The following is an 18286-nucleotide window of genomic DNA, read 5'->3' as shown; positions in this document are numbered from 1 at the left end:
CATCTCCAGCACCTGGCCCTGTGCTTTCGTCTGGCCATCAGCGCTGATGAACATCCCTTTGTGTGCCCGGATGGCTCCCCACTTATCCGTCCGCAGCTCAAAACCCTCACCGCGCTTCTGCTTCTCAGCATCCACTAAATGTCCGAGATTCAGCTGGCTCTTGCCGCCGTATTCGGTGGAAATCTTGATGTGCTCTTTACCGCGCTCGTCATCGAGGCGGATTTTGTTGTTCGCCGGGGTACGCAGCACGTTACGTTTGTAGTTGCGGATGGTCACGTGGTCACCGTGGGCCGAGTCGTGCAGCACGCCTGCGATGTACGGCCGGTCCGGGTTGCCGTCCTCAAAGCCAATCGCCACCTCCGTGCCCGCCAGCAGCGGCAGGTGCAGACCGTAGGTGTCCCCGGCATACGGGCGGGACTGGCGTACCCACAGGCTCTCGAATCCGGTTTCCCAGTTATCGCGGTCGAACAGCATGTTTACCCGGTAGCGGCCGTCTTTATCAATGTGGCCGTAGGTGTCGTTTTCGGTGGTGCTGGTGACGCGCGCCGGTACGGTGCCGGCCATCACCGGGCGTAAGCCCGGCTCCGGGCGGAAGCAAAAATCCGTGCTGTCCGGGATGCCCTCAAAATGCACGCGAAAGTCTTCATCCCGCCGCGCCCGGCTGTGCATCGCCGTGATGACCACGCCCTGCGCAAACACCTCCGCCACTTCATAACCGCCGGTGACTTTCAGCACCTGACCCGGAGAGAGGGTCGGGCAGCTGGTGATGGCCCGGGTCTGCGTCTGGCCGTTCAGGTAACGCTCATGCCGGATGCGGGCATAAAACGCACCGGACTCCGGTGCCGGACTGCGGTCACAGGTACGGCCCGGTGACAGGTAGTTATCCGCCCAGTGGTAGGCATCGCCGTAGGTGGTCGCATCCCCGCGGGTCACGTCCACCAGAGCGTTCATGTCTTCCGTGGCCTGACGGTAGTTGTAGTCCCGGGTGCTGACCTGCTTCTGCACCACGCTGTGATGACTCTCCATCCCCCACACCGAATCCACGCCCTGCGAGTGCTGCCCCGACGGCGGCACCGACGGCAGCGTCAGGCCTTTCTCATAGCCCTGCTGACCGTCGCAGAACTCCACCACGTCGATGTTCAGGCGCGTGTCGGTGGTGAAGCGGAACCAGATACCGACCTCGCCCAGCAGGCGGGTGATGAAGTGCAGGTCGTCCTCACCGTACTGCATCACCTGCTCACGGCGCGGGTACTCTTTTGACAGCGAGAACAGAAAATCCTGACCGCGCATGTTGTGGCGCCCGCGCAGAATTTTTTCCACAATCTGCGGCACCGACATGTCCTGGTAGATGGCGTTCTGGTGCGAACGGTCAAGCAGCGCCAGGCGCGGCCGGAGCGTCAGGGCATAGCGGGTTTCCTCTTTAGAAGTGCTGAGGCGCTCAAAGCCGGTCACCACGCCCTGAATCACCCGTAACGTCTGCTGCACTTTACTACCGAAACCCGTGTCAGCCGGGGCCTGCAGCGTCAGGGAACCGGGCTTCATCAGCATCATCTCTTTGCTGATGGCATGGTCTGTACAGGTGAATTCAATCCGGTAGCGGAACGGTCTGCTTAAGGCTTCATCGCCTTCAAAAGCCAGCACATCAAGCTCTGCGCCACATCCCTTCACCGAAAGCCGGTGGTGGTTGTGACTGAATCTTATGGGGGGATTGTTGCTCATATGGCCACTCCTTCAGTCCGGTTGAACTCCAGTGAGACACCTTCTTCATCGCTCCAGCCGAGCGCCAGTTTGCGTGGTTTCTGCTTCGCCGCCATATGGGTCAGCAACTGCTGGCTCAGTACCGGCAGAATCTGCTGATTCAGCAGGCTGTCGACGTTACGCGCCCCGGTGTCCGGCAGCAGACAGGCGGCGGTCAGTGCGTCATAAAGTGTTTCGTCGATGTGCGTGGTTAACCCGTAGTGACGATGTAAGCGTTTGCTGACCTGAGCCAGTTTCATTTCCACGATGGTACGCATGGCCGCTTCCGCCAGCGGACGGTAAATGACGGTCTGGAAGCGGGCGAGCAGTGCCGGCTGGAAGTGGTCGCGCAGTATAGGGCGCAGCAGTTCGTGCAGGTCGCTTTCGGTGGCATCCGGCTGTTCATCGAGCAGTTGCATCAGGTGGTCGCTGCCGAGGTTCGAGGTCATCAGAATGACCGTGTTGCGGAAGTCGATTTCCCGGCCTTCACCGTCGCGCATAAAGCCACGATCGAACACCTGATAGAACAGGTTCATCACGTCACGGTGGGCTTTTTCCACTTCATCCAGCAGCACCACGCTGTACGGGCGTTTGCGTACCGCTTCGGTGAGGATGCCGCCCTGGCCATAACCTACGTAGCCCGGCGGTGAGCCTTTCAGTTGGGAAACGGTATGCGGCTCCTGATACTCCGACAGGTTGATGGTGATCAGCGATTTTTCACCGCCGTACAGCACGTCTGACAGCGCCAGCGCGGTTTCGGTTTTACCGACCCCGCTCGGGCCGACCAACAGGAATACGCCCTGTGGACCGTTTTCGGACGTCAGCCCGGTCTTCGCAGCGCGCAGGCGCTGGGCGATGGCTGCGAGCGCCACGTCCTGCCCGACCACGCGTTTACCGATTTCATTTTCCAGGGCCAGCAGATCAGTCTGTTCGTCTTTCATCAGCGACGACAGTGGCACGCCGGTCCAGTCGGCGATGACATTCGCTACGGTGCGCACGTCCACATCCACCGTCAACAACGGGTTACTGTGCTGCATGCCGTTCAGCGCCTGTTGCAGCCTGTACATCTCGCTCTGACGGGAAGTGTCCTGGCGGCATTCCATCAGTTGTTCAGTGAGTTTCAGCTCCTGAACGTACCGGGTTTCCAGCTTCCCGAGTTGCGCCATCAGGTGCGCTTCTTCCTGCTCAATCGCCGTCAGGCGTTCACGGTGGCTCTGACGACCAACGGCAATATCCTCCAGCAACGCCTGCTTCTCTATGTCGAGCGACGTCATCTGCGAGCGAATGCGGATCAGCTGTTCCGGTACAGTGTCCAGGCTCATGCGCACACGGGCGCTCGCGGTATCAAGTAAATCCACCGCCTTGTCGGGCAACTGGCGGCCTGTTAAGTAACGTCGGGAAAGCGTAACGGCAGCACGCACCGCATCGTCGGTGATGTGCACGTTGTGGTGCTCGGCATAGCGGGATTTCAGGCCACGCAGCATCAGACATGCCGTGTCATCGTCCGGCTCATCCACTTTCACCCTCTGAAAGCGGCGCTCCAGCGCGGCATCGCGTTCGAAGTACTGCTTGTATTCGGACCAGGTTGTCGCGGCAATGGTGCGCAATTCGCCACGCGCCAGCGCAGGTTTCAGCAGGTTGGCGGCATCCGCGCCACCGGCCTGGTTACCGGCACCGATAATGGTGTGGGCTTCGTCGATAAACAGCAGGATCGGCACTGGTGACTGCTGCACGGCATCAATGACGTTTTTCAGACGCTGTTCAAACTCGCCTTTCACGCCTGCGCCTGCCTGCAGCAGGCCGAGGTCAAGGGTGCGCAAGATAACCGGTTTGAGCGATTCCGGTACGTTGCCCTCGGCAATACACAGCGCCAGGCCTTCGACCAGTGCGGTTTTCCCTACGCCTGGTTCACCCACCAGGATCGGGTTGTTCTTGCGGCGGCGGGAGAGAATATCCACCATCTGGCGGATTTCCGTATCACGCCCAAACACCGGATCGATTTTGCCCTCTCTGGCTTTGGCTGTGACGTCGAGAGTGAATTTATCCAGTGCGTTCTGTAACGCTGGGTTCAGTTCGCCTTCCTTCACGTCCTCGCCAACCGGGCGAACCACAAATTCAACCTCCCCGCCGTGTCTCTGCGCCAGTTCGGCTTCCTGCTGCACTTGCGGGCGTTCGTCTGACTGTGCGTCCAGCAGCGGACGCAGGCGTTCAAGCTGGCTTTGCCCCAGGGTCAGCAGCGGCCATAGACCATCACAGCGTACCAAATTCTGTTTTTCAACCAGCGCCATCAACAGGTGGTGACTTCGGATCTGTTCTTCACCGTTAAGCGAGGCAATCAGCCAGGCTTCCTGCATCAGAGACTGGATATTATCGGAGAGCTGCGGTCGGTGGCGCACGGAGCGCGGCTGTTTATCCAGCCAGCCGAGTAAATCCTGCCAGATGCTGTCCATGTCCCACTCGTAACGGCGGGCCAGCACCGTCAGGTCACCTTCCCCCTGTTCGAACAACTTCAACAGCCAGTGCTCCGGCAGGATTTCTGCATGGGCGCGGGTCTGACACAGAGAGGCAGCCCCTTCCATCGCGCGGGCGCAGTAAGGGTTGAGACGTCGAAGAAGGATTGCCGGGTTTTCCATGTTTTTAAACTCGCTCTCTGAAGACCTTCAGGCACGCTACCGCCCATCGCTTTCCTGTTGTCAGGAACCTAAGCGCATCAGGTCAGATTTCTCGGTTGTAGGATGTTTTGCTCAGTACCCGCCGGGCAGGCACTCAGAAAAACTGCGGACAAGTCGCCCTGCCCGCATCAGGCTTACGCCGTGGCGCGTTCGTTCCACGAATCGGAATGAATGATGTTGCCGTCTTTGTAGGTCCAGGTGATTTTTTCGTAACGCAGTTCAATGCGCTCAAGGTGGTTGTGCTTCTCTTTAGAAGGGTCCTTGATGTCGTACATCTCAGGGTTCACTTTCACCACTTTTACGTTTTCCAGTTTAGTGTTGAAGTACTCCACTTCCTGGCCCGCATCGTTGATCTTGAACCACCTGAATTCCGCAGACTTGAGGGTCTGGCCGGTGGTCACCGCCTTGTAGAGATACGGGCTGGAGGAGTCGATCTCCTTGGTGAACAGGAATGGGGTGTGAATGCGGGTACCGGTCAGCTTGCCGGTGTTGTTATCGGTCGGGATATACAGGTTATGCTCCTGAGCCACCACTTCGATGCTGCCTTCACGATCCTGAACGTCCACAGACCCTTTAATGTCCGCGCCGCCGTCGTCTTTCAGCCAGAGATAAACAGGAATTGCCATGGAATTACTCTCCATTGTGTAGTGATGCGCCATCATCCTGAGATGACGCCTGGGTGTGGCCCGGTACCTGGCAGGCATTGGCCTGTGGTACCAGACTGATTTCGACACGGCGGTTGAGCGCGCGCCCATCCGGGGTGTCGTTGGTTGCGATCGGACGGCTTTCGCCATAGCCCTGCACCGCAAAACAGCTTTCCGGCACGTCGCCGGTGTCACGCATCCAGTCGCGCACCGATTCGGCACGTTTCAGTGACAGTGTTTGGTTGATCTTCGGGTTACCGCTGTTATCGGTATGGCCGGACACAACAATCAGCCAGCCCGGCTTCGCTTTGATGCCGACCAGCGAGTTCACCAGCATTTTGGTGGAGCCGTCTTTCAGCGCCGATTTCCCCGAATCGAACAGCGACATGCTGTTGAGGCGCACGATTTTTGGTTCAGATTTGGGTGTCGGCTGTGGTGCGGATGGCTGTGGTGCGGATGGCTGTGGTGCGGACGGCTGGGGAGGCGGCACATACGAACGGATCGCATCCAGCACGGGCATTCGCAGGCGCTCGCCCCGATACAGACCGAGGCTCATTCGGATCGGCTCACCATTGCGCGCCCAGCTATCCAGTTCTGCCGCATCGTTACGCAGGACAGCAACGGCAGCGGCTTTGGGTGCGACATCATGCATCGGGATACGGTCATAGCGGGCAATATCGAAGCTTACGCGTTGCAATAGCTGGCGATTGTTCCAGCCACTGCTGAGCAACGAAGCAATCGCCGCCACAGTGAACATTCCGAGCGCCCAACGGAAGGCTCTCCCACGTGGCGTCAGTCCTTGCCCTTCTGGCAGCAGCGGCAGGATAAAATCCGGGAACGGGGAAATAACCGTGCTGTCGGTTCCCACCGGCTGCCAGCCCTTCACCTGCTGCATCCCAGTGTGACGGGAAAGCCATGCCGTCCAGGCCGATGTGGCCAGGCTTCCGACCAGAATCGGCCCCATTCCCCACAGCACCGCAGTAGGTGCCATGACAGGAACATCGGGGTTTTCATCCATAAAGACAGCTTTGACATGCTGATGGAACCAGCTCATCAGGCTGTTCATCAGCACCTGCTGCTGCATCGCAGGCGTTCCGCCGGTAGTGACCCATGCCGCGATTGAGGCCGGTGCTGAAGATTCGCGCCAGACTCTCACCCCTTCTCCCGGGATAGCCGCCTGCCAGAGCGGGTTAGTCGTCATCGCGCTGCCGATCTGACCATTCAGAATCAGCGGCACTGCATGGCCGGTCTCTTTACGCAGTTGGCTGATTTGCCAGCGCAGGGCCAGCAGGCAACAGGTCAGGGCTTCGCTGTCTGCGTGTTTCTGCGGACAGACGCTGACCATCACCGACAGCTGACGTCCCCAGTCCGGACGCAGCCACAGTACTTCACGGGCTACCTGCTCAAGATCCTGACCATCCGCCACGCGAATCCAGCATCCCTGCGTGACAGTGAGCACCGGTGACGGCTGCGGCCAGGCCAGCGGCAGATCGCCACACACCAGCACAACGGGCTGACGGTAAGTGGCTTCCGGAAGATCATCCAGAGGCAGGGTAACGTTGTGCTCCGCGCGACGACTGGCGACAGTCCAGAACGCCAGGATAAGCCCCAGCATCGCCAGCAAGACAAGCACAGATCCCCATCTGGATATCGGTAAAAAACTCAGACATACCGCCGCGCTCAGCACGGCGGCCCACAGCGCAAGCCCACGCTGTTGTGCAGGACTCATTTCACGGCCCCCGGCAACAGAGTCAGCAGCATCTGATCCAGCCAGTGATCCAGTCCCCACCAGAGTACGGCAACCACCACCACGCTCAGGCCGATACGCACGGGCCATGACGCCAGCACGCCGCCCATTCCTCGTCCGATATGGCTTTCCGCCAGTATCGGATGGTTTTGTGGATAGCTGAACGGTGTGACATATTCACTGAGTGCGTTAACGAGTTTCTGGCGCTCAGGGTCGTTTAGAGAGCGGAAACTGCCGAGGAATCCCAGCATCATGACTCGCTGGAAGCAGGTCACGACAGCATGGTCAGGCGCCGGTTCACGCAGCACTTCGCGCATCCGATCGCACAGCGTATCACCGGCGTCCATGGTGCCGAGGAAGTGCCCCTGCAGAGGAATGTGATACCACTGCACACAGGCGTCATCCTCCACACCGCGACCTTTGACCGCCTCATCAAGCAACGCACACTGTGCAGTGAGGATGTGCTGACAGCTGGCTTCATCAAGTTCGCTCGCTTTCAGCTCACGCTGCACACGCTCGACATCAGCGATGCAACGCTCCCACAGCGTACGCCCTTCTCCATCCTGAAATTTCGGGCCGTGACGCAGGCTGACCACCTGTAGCCAGGTATCCTGCAGCAGGGCATCAATATCAATGGACGCGGCAGCGCCGCGTTTACCCTCACTCATGTTCTTAGTACCGCAAAGAGTTCAAGTTCAGGCTCGCCAAGCATACCTGGAACATAAAACATACAGGTGCCGCTCTGGAGCATGTCGTTGGCCAGAGGATGAGAGACATCAAGGCTGAAATACTGGTTTTCCAGACGCAGTGGAATGGCGGCAGGCACATGACGCAGTGGCGTCAGAGGTACGCCCACCCGCGATGAATTGACGATACTCCTGACATGATCGGGACTGCCGACCTTACACTGGCGCGGGAACTGTTCCTGCAACTGTGCCACCGGAATCGGTGAACGCACGGACAGATAGTAATCCGCCCCTTCACGCAAACGTGGATCGTGCAGCCGGGCCTGCCAGACGTGAAGTCGGGCATCATGCTCAAGCGCAATCGCCACCACCCGCGACGGCAGGCTGGCTTCCAGCAGATCGCCCAGTAAATCAAACAACGGCGGGAAGACGTGATTCAGTTGCTCATGCTGCCAGACCGGGATTGCACTCACCTGGTGCTCCAGCGAGAAAGTCAGCAGGCTGCCAGCGAGTCGTGCCAGTTCCAGATACAGGCGCTCAGGCGGGCTTTGCGGGTGGCGCTGAAACTGTCCGAGCACCGGCTCGGCGCTATTCAGGGCATTCAGCAGCCAGAAAAGGGACACGTCGGCCACGGCAAAATCGGCCATCCGCTCATTGCTTTCACGACGCATTGCCATCAGACGACTCAGTCGGGCACGTAACTGGGTCATCAGCTGCTCCAACTGGGTCAGCAGCCAGTGGCTGCCCTGGATGGTCAGAAGTGGGGGCAGAAACGTCTCATCACGTTGCCACGATCCCTGCGAATCCTGCTGCAGGCGCGCGACCGGACAGGTCAGGTAATCGCTGTTGTTCTGATGGCTAAACCGCAGCGTCAGCTCGGGTTGCATCACCGCAATCTGGCGGATATCGTCTCCGAACGTATTGCGGACATCCCGCCAGCACTGGCGATAACGCACAGGACGCTCGGCCACTTCATCAGGTTTAAGGCAGTTACCGCCATTCGCCCGCAGCAGCGGAAGTGCCAGAACCACCACGACCTCCTGTGATTCCCCCTCAAGCGCCAGTACCGGAGGCAGGTCGTCAGCATTATCCGTGTCGATAAGCGTCCCGTCCGGAAAGCGGATGTGCAGATGGCTGGCCTGCAGGCGGCCCAGTTTCAGTGTTTCCGGTTCAAAAGCGACATTGATCACGCCCCAGGGCTGTGTTAATCCCATTCGGGCGATACCTTCGGCAGACCAGGCCGCATATGCGACCTGTTGCTGGAAGTGCTGGGGAGAGATCATAATGCCCCTGCCCCATAACGGTTGTTCCGTTTTCATCGGCTTCCTGCCTTTCGTTACGATTTCGCCTTCGGCATCTGGGAAACCAGTGACAGGTTGACGTCCATGCCTTCTACCTGGAAATGCGGCACCGCGAAGAGTTTCACGCGGAAGAAGCCCGGATTGTCTTCGATGTCTTCCACCACCACTTTCGCATCACGCAGCGGGTGAGACGCCTGCAGCTCATCGCCCGGATCGGTCATCTCCGTGACCAGACTGCGAACCCAGGTGTTCAGCTCAAGCTCCAGCAGACGGCGGTCTTTGGTCGTACCGATATTTTCACGCTGGATCAGCTTCAGATAATGGGCGATGCGTGACAGCAGGAAGATGTAGGGCAGACGGGCATTGATACGGCTGTTGGCGGTCGCATCCGCTGTATCGTACAGCGCCGGTTTCTGGGTGGAGTTCGCCGAGAAGAAGCACGCGTAGTCACGGTTTTTGTAGTACGACAGCGGAATGAAACCCAGGTTGGCGAATTCAAATTCGCGGGTTTCCGGGATCATCACTTCAGACGGGATCTTCACCTGATTACCGGTGCCCAGATCGTACAGATGGATAGGCAGGTCCTGAACGGCACCGCCCGCCTGTGGGCCGCGAATCTGGACGCACCAGCCGTTGTTGATAAAGCTGCGTACCATATTCGCGGCAAAGGCAAACGAGGCGTTGGTCCACAGATATTTGTTATGATCCGGGCCTTTCACCTCTTCGACATAGTTGAAGCTGCGGACCGGCGTGGTATCCGGGCCATACGGCAGGCGGCCCAGTACACGCGGCATCACCAGACCGATATAGCGGGAATCATCGGTTTCGCGGAAGGATTTCCACTTGATGTATTCCGCGCGGTCAAAGTAGTTGCCGATATCCTTGATGGCCGCCACCTCCTCCATGGCGTCCTTGAGGAAAAATTTCGGACCTGCGGAGCCGATAAACGGCATATGTGCTGCGGCAGAGACTTTCGAGATATTGCGCAACAGGGCCACATCCTGTGCAGAGGCATCAAATTCGTAGGCGGAGATCAGCGCGGCAATGGGTTCGCCACCCGGTGTGTCATATTCATCAATGTAAGTGTGTTTATACAGTCCGCTCTGGATAATTTCCGGGCTGTCTTCAAAGTCCTGACGCAGGTCTTCTTTCGACATATCCAGCAGTTCAACTTTCACGTTCTGGCGGAAATCGGTTTTATCGACCAGGGATTTCACGCCGCGCCACAGACTTTCCACCGCCTGAAAAGCATCGTGATGCATGACGGCATCAAGCTGACGGCTGATCTGGTGATCCAGTTCGGCGATATGATGGTCAATCAGGTTTCTGTCGAGTTTCTCAACTTTTGAGCCAGATTTTGTCAGGCATTCCAGAAACACCTGCATGCCGGCGGTCAGACGTTCATCCGCCGTTGCATCCGACATCGCCTGTGCATCCTGCCAGATATCCAGTGCGCTCAGCTCAGACACCGGGTTCAGATTGATTTTTTCAAACAGGGACGCATAAACCCCACCCGCGGCTGGGCGTTCCAGTACCACGCTTTCGCCACCCGCAGCCTTCTCATTTTTTACAGACATCAACATCTTCCTTATTAATCCGTTATTAATCCGTCAAAACACTCTGACCGTTAGGGCTGTTTCGGGGCCAGAGCAGACAGCTCAGACCGAAGTTCGGCACTTAATGCCGGATCGAGCAGAATGTTTTCCAGCTCTTTTCGGAAAGTCTGGTTATCCAGCAGGTTGGCCTTTAAATCACGAAGCAAATTGCGCATGGAAAGCATGGCTTTCAGTTGAGGTATTTGTCGGGACACCTGTTCCGGAGAGAAATCTTTCATGCTCTGAAATGTCAGACGGATATTTTCTTCGCTACCGTCACCGGCAAGCGTGTTTTGAACGGTAAGATTGACTTCTGGGGAATATTCGGAAAGTACGGCGTCGAAATTATTTTTGTTCAGATTAACTTTTTTTCGCTCGGATAACGGTGCGGTCTCCTTGCCATGACTGAAATCACCCGCAACAAGTAATTTCAGGGGGAGCTCTGTTTTCTTGCTCGCGCCACCGGTATGCAGTTCAAGTTTTAGATTAATACGTGCTTTCGGAATTTCGGACTGATAGGAAGAATTAGACATGGCTGTCCCTGTTCTATTGCGTTATAGAAACGGTCAATGCCAGCGAGAAATTAATAAGAAAAGCAAACCCAGCAAGAACAACGTCCCGGTTCACGTCATCCGACGAGAATAAAAACCCGGAATCAAAAGCGGGTGCATTCCATTCACCAGCATGTCGACACTGTATTGTTGAGCGTTTATCTGTGATGGAAAACATTCGGATAAACGCCAACGGACAGAGTGTAAGAAGGTTAAACACATGACAGTAAATGAAAAAGTGTAACAAAACGTTACAATAATCAGGCTTAACATTTTTATATCATCTTTTTGATTTATATGACTTTTAATTAATAACCCTTTCATGCCGCATGGGACAAGGGTGTTCAGTAAGTGATCAATTTAGCTTAGGGATTGAATCCCGAAAAATCCCGACCACAATGTGAAATATTTAATTTTAGTTTTAACAAAAATAATAATCAGGATGCGACTGCACTCGGGAAAATATGAAGACATGGTCATACTTTCATAATTCTCTTTTCGTTAACCTGGGGGTTATTTATTTTTATTGAAGGAGAGTAACGATCACCACTGGGCTCTTCACCTTTTTCATGCCAGTGCCTGTGACAGGTAAATCTCAGGCACCAGGTGCCTGGACGATCGGGAACAACAACCGTCCAGGCGGCAATAAGCAGGGAGCGGCGCAACTCACTTTTCAGCGATCTGAACGCGTCGATAAACTGAATGGCATCATCGACAGACAGAATTCGGTAACATTGCCTGCTCAATAGTGATGAGCCAGATTAAGGTAATATTTTAAAACTTCCCATCCATCCCCTGATAAAATCGTGCAAATCACATTGGTGACGCGAGCGATTAGTATCGTTTGGCAGCGGGCCCCAGCAAACTAACGCCGTGTGGTGCTGAAAATATCCGGGCGGTTGAGGTTGATATAATCTACCCCCGCAGACGCTATTTCCTGATGAACCTTTATGTCGTCACCACCGTAATAAACCATGATCTCAAGGCCAGCCTTACGGCTTGATTCAAGGATTCCGGGATTACGCATCTGCTCAACGTTCACCTCGATGATAGATCCATGATGCAGGGTTGCAACAAGAGAGGGAGACATGGCGATATCGAGGGTCATCATTTTGCGAAACTCCGGTGCCACAGCCTGAAGGCCAGTGCGCATCGCGTCGGAAAACGAAAAGAAGAACGTGTCGCGCACCATACCGAGATCCCGTACTAACGCAGCCACTTTGAGTGGATCGCAGTATTTCAGCTCAATATAGACACCCGCGCGACCGCGCAGATGTTCAAGGTAGTCATCAAGCCGCGGCACAATGGCACCTTTAAAGCGGTCGTCGAACCAGCTTCCTGCATCCAGTGTATCAATATCGCGCGACAAGGCATGGCCAACGAGGCCCGTGCCGTTCGTCGTGCGATCCAGGGACTCGTCATGGATAACGTAAAGCACACCGTCTGCGCTCTCTCGCACATCCAGCTCAATGTAATCGGCCCCCTGCTCAAGCGCCAGGTCTGCGGAAAAGAAGGTGTTCTCTGGTGCAAAATGGTTGGCACCACGGTGTGATACGACTCGGGTCATTAACGTATTTTCCTGTTAGCTAGCCAGCATAAACATGTTTGCTGGGGTGGCAGAATACAGAGAGGTTGGCATGAAGATCGACGATGCGTTTACCAGAAGCATTGAACATAAGGGTCAGTTCGGGTTGACATGCGATACCGATCCGGGAACCGGTCGCATGACGCACCGCTTCACCATATTCCAGCGCGCGGAGAATGCCGGCTGGCGTGTCAATCGTGTAGAAAACTTCACGTCCCATCGGCTCAACGGTGATAACGTCACCACAGAGAGGCGCATGATCGGCGGCAACCAGGTTGATATCCTCCGGACGCAGACCGAAACAAACGGGGCCATCGTATCCGTGATTCAGTTCAAAGGATGATTGTCCTAATTGCAGAAAACGGCCAAGTGCCTGTCCTTTCACAAGGTTCATGGGCGGTGAGCCGATGAATCCTGCAACAAAGAGATCGTCCGGGCGCCTGTAAAGGTCGTCTGGCGTGCCGATCTGGACTATCTCGCCGTGATTCATACAAATGATCCGATCGGCCATCGTGATGGCTTCCAACTGGTCATGGGTGACGATCAAGGTGGTGAAGCCGAGGCGTTTCTGAAGATTCTTGAGCTCCGTGCGCATGGTGATACGGAGTGTTGCGTCAAGGTTAGAAAGCGGCTCGTCAAGTAACAGGATATTCGGTTCCTTGACCAGTGCCCGGGCCAGCGCCACGCGTTGTTGCTGCCCACCTGAAAGCTGCGATGGGCGTCGATCGAGCAGCGCGCTTATTTGCACAAGAGTAGCCGCCTCTTCCACGCGCCGGGCCATCTGGTCCTTATCTATTTTTTTAAAACGTAACGGAAAGGCGATGTTGTCGCGCACCGTCAGGTTTGGGTAAAGCGCATAAGACTGGAAGACGATACCGACATTACGATCGCGGGCATCAATGCGATTGACATTGTGCCCGTCAAACGCGATCTCACCGCTGCTCGGCGCATAAAGCCCCGCCAGAAGAAACAGCGTCGTCGACTTACCGCATCCGGATGGGCCGAGAATGGCAACGAATTCACCGTTCTCAATGGCAAGATTCATCGGTTTCAGGACCTGGGTCTCACCCCAGTTTTTGGTGACATTGTTGAGCGTGATCGAGGCCATGACAATTATCCCTTAATACCGCCAAAACTCATTTGGGTGATGTATTTCTGCGTGAAGGTGTAGAGAACAAGCACGGGAAGTAAGTAGATGATGCCGACGGCGGCGATCATGCCGTAATCTGCGCCCGTATTATCCTGTGCAACAAAGAAAAGGTAGAGGCTCATGGTCATCTGGCTTTTGTCGATAAGTAGCGTCTGGACAAAAACGTACTCCTCCCAACCGCGCAAAAAGGTGAAGGTAGCAATCGCAATCAACCCGCTACGCACCTGTGGCAGAACCACCAGGCGAAAGGCCTGGAAACGGGTCGCGCCATCTGTCACCGCACTCATCTCAATATCCCAGGGCACGCCGTCAAAAAAACCCTTAAGGACGAAAATCGCGTAGGGCAGCTCCAGCGCACTCATCACCATCACCACGCCGGAGAGATGGTTGAGCAGGCCCATATAGTGAAGCTGGATGAAGATAGCGATGGTCAGGGCCAGCGCGGGAAAAGCATGTAACAGAAGCAAACCGCGAAGGAAATTTTCCCGACCGGCAAAGGCAAAGCGCGATAACGCGTAGGCTGCTGGCGTCGCGACGATCGTCACAATCAGTGTTTGGGAGACGGCAAAGATCAGGGAGCTCCCCAGTGCCGTCCAGGCCGACGGCATCAGCTCCACGCGCGTTGTGCCGGTATTCGCAATATCCCGGTTCCACAGAAAACGGTAGTTGTGCACTGTCATATGGGGCATCAGGAAAATCATCACGAGGAGCAGCACAATGATACCGAGCGCAGTCCAGGACAATATCGGTCTGCGCAGGCGATCTGCCAGAAAGGCAAGCACGATCGCCCCGAAATAAGCCACGCCCGCAATGGCGCTGGTGCGCCAAAGCACAAGCCGGCTGACGGACTCATCAGAGGTGGTCAGGGATTTTGCCAGGAGCCAGAGGTAAGGCAGCAGAATCGGGACCGAAATAATCGTCAGGAAGAGAATGACCGCAGACAGGAAGCCGACACGATTGACGGTGCCTCGACGTTCAAGACGCGCCCATTTCGATTGGGCAACCGCTGTGGTTTGTACGCGTGACATCACAATACCTCGATTTTCGGCGCGGCAAAGGTCGCGCGCATATTACTAACACGCCATTGCACTAAGGTCGCGGCCACGCCAATCACCATCAAACCAAGCGCCAGCGCCGCGCCATAGGCGTAAGCCCCATTTTCAAAGGCACGACGGTAGATGTAGAGCGCATACGGCGTGGAATCGTAGACAGGGCCGCCTCCGGTGATGAGCAGAATGTATTCGTAGGTGGTCATTAGGGAAAGGCCCTGATAGATCGTGATAAATCGAATGGGCTGAGACAGCGCGGGGGCCACCACATAACGCAGCACGCCCCATTCGCTCGCCCCGTCTATCCGCGCCGCATTGGCGAGATGTGAGGGGATGGAGCGAATTGATGACGTCAGAATGACCATGGCAAAGGATGCCCCCACTAACCCATTCGCCACGACGATCAGAAACAAGGGGAAGTCATTGCGCAAATTCACAGGCGGCAGGCCTAAAGACCCGGTTACCTGATTAAGCAAACCGGACGGCGTGGGATCGGCAACCCATATCCACAGAATGCTGTAGAGTACGGCCGGTGACATGCGTGGCAACAGCCAGAGACCGCGAAACAGATTACCGAGTCTGTCGGGGATGGCCGTCGACGTTATGGCCAACAGGGCACCCAGCCCGACATTGAAAATAAACAAAGTCGCCGTGACGTAGATTAGCGTCGTCAGGAGCACGCCAGGAATGCGCGCATCGCGTGACACGATCCGCTCGAAATTCTGCAGTGTAAATTGGCCGACCCGAAGATCCGCGCCCATATCGGTAAAGGCGATGACAGTATTGACGATGATGGGCGCCAGGAAAAAGACGACCAACAACGCGATAGCGGGCGCGAGATAGAAAACGGGTCGGGCTGGCCGGTGCGCCCGAGGCTGGAACTGAGACATGACCTCATCTCCTTAAATATTAACGATCACACTAAGCGCGACACCCGACGGGCTAAACACTATTTGTTGGCGACAGAGGCGCGAATCTCAACATCGTCGCCGAACTGCAGTTCAAGCTCTTCAGCGATAAAATCAACCGCCTGTTTTGCGGTCATTTTCCCTGTCTCAACGGCCTGAAGACCGCTGAACAGCACCTTGTTATAGCTGCCAAACTGAATGTGATTGGGCACGAACTTCGCATGCGCCATCATTGGCGAGGCGGCTGACAGCACCCAGTTATCCCGGTATTTCGGCATCGCCGTTTGCGCGTTGCTGATGGCCGTATGATAGGAGGTCACAGCATGCTCGTTGTTGAAATAGGGTAAGGTTGCCAGTGCGACGAGTTCGGCAGCAATATCGGCATTTTTACTTTTGGCATTCACCGTATAGAGAAGCGGATGCGACAGGTTTGAAGGCTGACCGCCCTTTTTGGCCGCCGGGGCCGGAATCCAGCCTATCTTATGAAAATAACCCTCTTTGTCTGACGGCCAGACCGCCCCATTTTTGTCCCCCACCTGCCAGGCAACCGCCCAGACACCCTGGTGAAAGATAAATGCCTTCTCCTGTTTGAATGCCCCCTGAATGGCATCCCAACTCATCGCCGTATTATCGACAGGGGTAACACCCTGCTTCGCATTACGCGCATACCAGCCAAGGGCGTCGGCCATTTCAGCCTTGGGGAACATGAGTTTGCCGGTCTTCTCATCCATGAATTTCACGCCGTAAGACTGAAAAACCATAAGATAATCAATACCGACGTTCGGGCGGTGCAGCATGCCATATTGGGCTGCTTTGCCGTCCACGACTTCTTTGGCAAGGGCGGTCAGATCGTCGAGTGTAAAATCACCGGACTCAACTCTGGCCGGAATAGCGTTAATAAAGGCTTCATCCTTGCCGATTTTTCTCAACATATCTTTGTTGTAAAAAAACATCCGTATTTCAGCATCCTGCGGTATGCCATAGATCTTTCCATCTTTTGCTTTCGCCGATTCCCACAGCACAGGCAGGATATCGCTATAAACCCACGGTGCAGCGGCGATCTTATCGTTCATTTGCAAGGCATAACCGTCCTTAGCAAACTGACCGATCCACTCATGGGGCAGCACATAGATATCCGGTCCCTGGCCGACGGACATTGCCTTCAGCATGTCCATGGCAAAGTCGTCCCAGCCTTTGACAGCACTGCTGTTGGCCTGAACCACAATATGCTTGTCGACACCCGCAGCCTTAAATTGCTTGTTCATGATGTCGGCGGCATCTTCGATATTGGTGATGCGGTTGGGAGCACTCCGCTCGGCGAGTGTGGAGAGCTTGATGGTTATCTCCTCGGCGTGGGCAAGGCCGCCACACAGCGCGGAAATCACCAAGGTGGCGAGGACAGTCAATTTTTTCGACATGGTTTTTATTCCCGTTGTGCCTATTATTTAAGTAAGTTAATTTATTTAAATGACAAGTTCATGACCATGTGAAAATGACCGGGAGAAGATGAGTTGACTTCATCGAAGCATTGGGAAGGAATCGGTACAACGCAGTCTGCCGTGTTACGTTATCTTCGTCGCAACGACTCTGCATCGCGTGCTGAAATCGCCGATTGTTGTGGCGTGACAGCGGCGGCGGTGAGCATGATGACCCGCGATCTCATCAAGCGAGGTATCGTCGTCGAAGGGGCTCGTCGTCCGTCTGGCCGGGGCGCACCGCACATCGATCTTACGCTTAATTCCGCAATCGGTTATGCCATAGGGATTCATGCCAGCCGCTTTTCTATCACGCTGATGCTGCTTGATTTCAAAGGCAAGTTGGTCGATGAAATTGAACTGATCGGCCTCTATGAAACCTTTGCCGAGGCTCGGTCAGCGATGCAGGAGGGTCACAAAACGCTGCTGGAAAGAAATCACATACCGCATCGTTTACTGATTGGTGCAGGCATCGCCATGCCGACACGGTTTCAACGCGGTATTGCGCCTCTCCATCTGGCCCCCGAAGTGACCTCCTGGGATGAACCCGGGCTGTATGAGTCCATCCGGCAGGCTTTGGGCTGTCCGGTGTTGATCGAAAATGATGCCAATGCTGCAGCAATGGGCGAGATGGCGCTCGGTAATGCGGCTAATCATCAAGACTTTGTCTATCTCTATCTGTCAGAAGGCATCGGCAGCGGCATTATTTTGGGCAAACAACGCTATCGCGGTCATCTTGGCAATGCGGGCGAAATTGGCCTGTTACTTCCACTCGAAAGACCACGGCCCTCTTTTACTGACCTTGCTGCCTGGTGTAAAAATCACCTCGGCGAGATACCGGATGGTCGTTCACAAGCTGTCTGGCACCGTTTCCTGAGCGAAAACGTATCGGTTCTCGACGGGTGGATTGAACGCACAGGCCCGGAAATCGCACGCCTGGGCTTTATGCTAAACGCTGTCCTTGCGCCAGCGGCTATCTATCTTGGGGGCACACTGCCGCAGGTCGTGCGTCAACGGCTTGCTGTCTGGCTCGATTTTTCCGCGTTAGATACGTTAAATGGCACCCAAGTCGTGCAACCTGAAATCTGCCTGCCGGATATCTCAGCTACGGATACCGTCGCATTCGGTGCCGCCGCCATGGTTCTGCACAATGTGGCTCAGCCGGATGCGGGGGAATCGTAGCGCA

At 55.7% G+C, this 18286-nt stretch carries 14 protein-coding genes; 1 reads left to right on the top strand and 13 read right to left on the bottom strand.

Translation table 11 applies throughout. The features are described from left to right. The 13 genes from vgrG to CMR03_RS24275 form a co-directional block, all read right to left on the bottom strand. A partial coding sequence (gene vgrG / locus CMR03_RS24340; RefSeq protein WP_096012602.1) for a type VI secretion system tip protein VgrG occupies nt 1-1719 on the bottom strand: 1719 nt, incomplete at its 3' end. Beyond that, on the bottom strand, nt 1716-4370 hold the full coding sequence (tssH, locus tag CMR03_RS24335) for a type VI secretion system ATPase TssH (protein ID WP_096012903.1): 2655 nt from the start codon (nt 4368-4370) through the stop codon (nt 1716-1718). The genes vgrG and tssH, both read right to left, overlap by 4 nt. 173 nt (nt 4371-4543) lie before the next feature. Then, on the bottom strand, nt 4544-5035 hold the full coding sequence (gene hcp, locus CMR03_RS24330; protein ID WP_096012902.1) for a type VI secretion system effector Hcp: 492 nt from the start codon (nt 5033-5035) through the stop codon (nt 4544-4546). A 4-nt stretch (nt 5036-5039) separates the two neighbouring features. After that, on the bottom strand, nt 5040-6782 hold the full coding sequence (locus CMR03_RS24325) for an OmpA family protein (protein WP_096012901.1): 1743 nt from the start codon (nt 6780-6782) through the stop codon (nt 5040-5042). After that, entirely contained in the window at nt 6779-7468 is a 690-nt protein-coding gene (gene tssL, locus CMR03_RS24320) for a type VI secretion system protein TssL, short form (protein ID WP_096012900.1), read from the bottom strand. The genes CMR03_RS24325 and tssL overlap by 4 nt, the downstream gene beginning before the upstream one ends. Further along, entirely contained in the window at nt 7465-8805 is a 1341-nt protein-coding gene (gene tssK / locus CMR03_RS24315; RefSeq protein ID WP_096012899.1) for a type VI secretion system baseplate subunit TssK, read from the bottom strand. The genes tssL and tssK overlap by 4 nt, the downstream gene beginning before the upstream one ends. Before the next feature lie 17 nt (nt 8806-8822). After that, a complete protein-coding gene (gene tssC, locus CMR03_RS24310; RefSeq protein ID WP_063880420.1) occupies nt 8823-10370 on the bottom strand; it encodes a type VI secretion system contractile sheath large subunit in 1548 nt (515 codons plus the stop codon). Between the two features lie 44 nt (nt 10371-10414). Further along, a complete protein-coding gene (gene tssB / locus CMR03_RS24305) occupies nt 10415-10915 on the bottom strand; it encodes a type VI secretion system contractile sheath small subunit (protein WP_063880421.1) in 501 nt (166 codons plus the stop codon). Between the two features lie 883 nt (nt 10916-11798). Then, nucleotides 11799-12500 (bottom strand): glycerophosphodiester phosphodiesterase, encoded by a 702-nt coding sequence (gene ugpQ / locus CMR03_RS24295; RefSeq protein ID WP_096012897.1) that lies wholly within the window; start codon nt 12498-12500, stop codon nt 11799-11801. Between the two features lie 19 nt (nt 12501-12519). After that, nucleotides 12520-13626 carry an ABC transporter ATP-binding protein gene (locus tag CMR03_RS24290; protein WP_063880424.1) on the bottom strand — a complete coding sequence of 369 codons (1107 nt, stop codon included), beginning with the start codon at nt 13624-13626 and terminating at the stop codon, nt 12520-12522. A gap of 5 nt (nt 13627-13631) precedes the next feature. Next, nucleotides 13632-14696 carry a carbohydrate ABC transporter permease gene (locus tag CMR03_RS24285; RefSeq protein ID WP_063880425.1) on the bottom strand — a complete coding sequence of 355 codons (1065 nt, stop codon included), beginning with the start codon at nt 14694-14696 and terminating at the stop codon, nt 13632-13634. Continuing rightward, entirely contained in the window at nt 14696-15607 is a 912-nt protein-coding gene (locus CMR03_RS24280; RefSeq protein WP_096012896.1) for a carbohydrate ABC transporter permease, read from the bottom strand. The genes CMR03_RS24285 and CMR03_RS24280 overlap by 1 nt, the downstream gene beginning before the upstream one ends. Before the next feature lie 59 nt (nt 15608-15666). Continuing rightward, complete coding sequence (locus CMR03_RS24275) at nt 15667-17043, bottom strand: ABC transporter substrate-binding protein (protein WP_096012895.1); 1377 nt, start codon at nt 17041-17043, stop codon at nt 15667-15669. A gap of 93 nt (nt 17044-17136) precedes the next feature. Between CMR03_RS24275 and CMR03_RS24270 the strand changes: the two genes are divergently transcribed. Beyond that, nucleotides 17137-18282 carry an ROK family transcriptional regulator gene (locus tag CMR03_RS24270; protein ID WP_096012894.1) on the top strand — a complete coding sequence of 382 codons (1146 nt, stop codon included), beginning with the start codon at nt 17137-17139 and terminating at the stop codon, nt 18280-18282. Nucleotides 18283-18286 lie beyond the last annotated feature (4 nt).

It is taken from the genome of Pantoea allii, assembly GCF_002307475.1.
GTDB classification, from domain to species: domain Bacteria; phylum Pseudomonadota; class Gammaproteobacteria; order Enterobacterales; family Enterobacteriaceae; genus Pantoea; species Pantoea allii.
The sequence above is the reverse complement of the archived record's forward strand: the minus strand, read 5'-3'. Positions and strand labels throughout refer to the sequence as shown.

Bases quoted from the DNA above. Each gene is read 5' to 3' on its own strand.
- tssH (WP_096012903.1), bottom strand. From the start codon at position 4,370: ATGGAAAACCCGGCAATCCTTCTTCGACGTCTCAACCCTTACTGCGCC.
- hcp (WP_096012902.1), bottom strand. From the start codon at position 5,035: ATGGCAATTCCTGTTTATCTCTGGCTGAAAGACGACGGCGGCGCGGAC.
- CMR03_RS24325 (WP_096012901.1), bottom strand. From the start codon at position 6,782: ATGAGTCCTGCACAACAGCGTGGGCTTGCGCTGTGGGCCGCCGTGCTG.
- tssL (WP_096012900.1), bottom strand. From the start codon at position 7,468: ATGAGTGAGGGTAAACGCGGCGCTGCCGCGTCCATTGATATTGATGCC.
- tssK (WP_096012899.1), bottom strand. From the start codon at position 8,805: ATGAAAACGGAACAACCGTTATGGGGCAGGGGCATTATGATCTCTCCC.
- tssC (WP_063880420.1), bottom strand. From the start codon at position 10,370: ATGTTGATGTCTGTAAAAAATGAGAAGGCTGCGGGTGGCGAAAGCGTG.
- tssB (WP_063880421.1), bottom strand. From the start codon at position 10,915: ATGTCTAATTCTTCCTATCAGTCCGAAATTCCGAAAGCACGTATTAAT.
- ugpQ (WP_096012897.1), bottom strand. From the start codon at position 12,500: ATGACCCGAGTCGTATCACACCGTGGTGCCAACCATTTTGCACCAGAG.
- CMR03_RS24290 (WP_063880424.1), bottom strand. From the start codon at position 13,626: ATGGCCTCGATCACGCTCAACAATGTCACCAAAAACTGGGGTGAGACC.
- CMR03_RS24285 (WP_063880425.1), bottom strand. From the start codon at position 14,696: ATGTCACGCGTACAAACCACAGCGGTTGCCCAATCGAAATGGGCGCGT.
- CMR03_RS24280 (WP_096012896.1), bottom strand. From the start codon at position 15,607: ATGTCTCAGTTCCAGCCTCGGGCGCACCGGCCAGCCCGACCCGTTTTC.
- CMR03_RS24275 (WP_096012895.1), bottom strand. From the start codon at position 17,043: ATGTCGAAAAAATTGACTGTCCTCGCCACCTTGGTGATTTCCGCGCTG.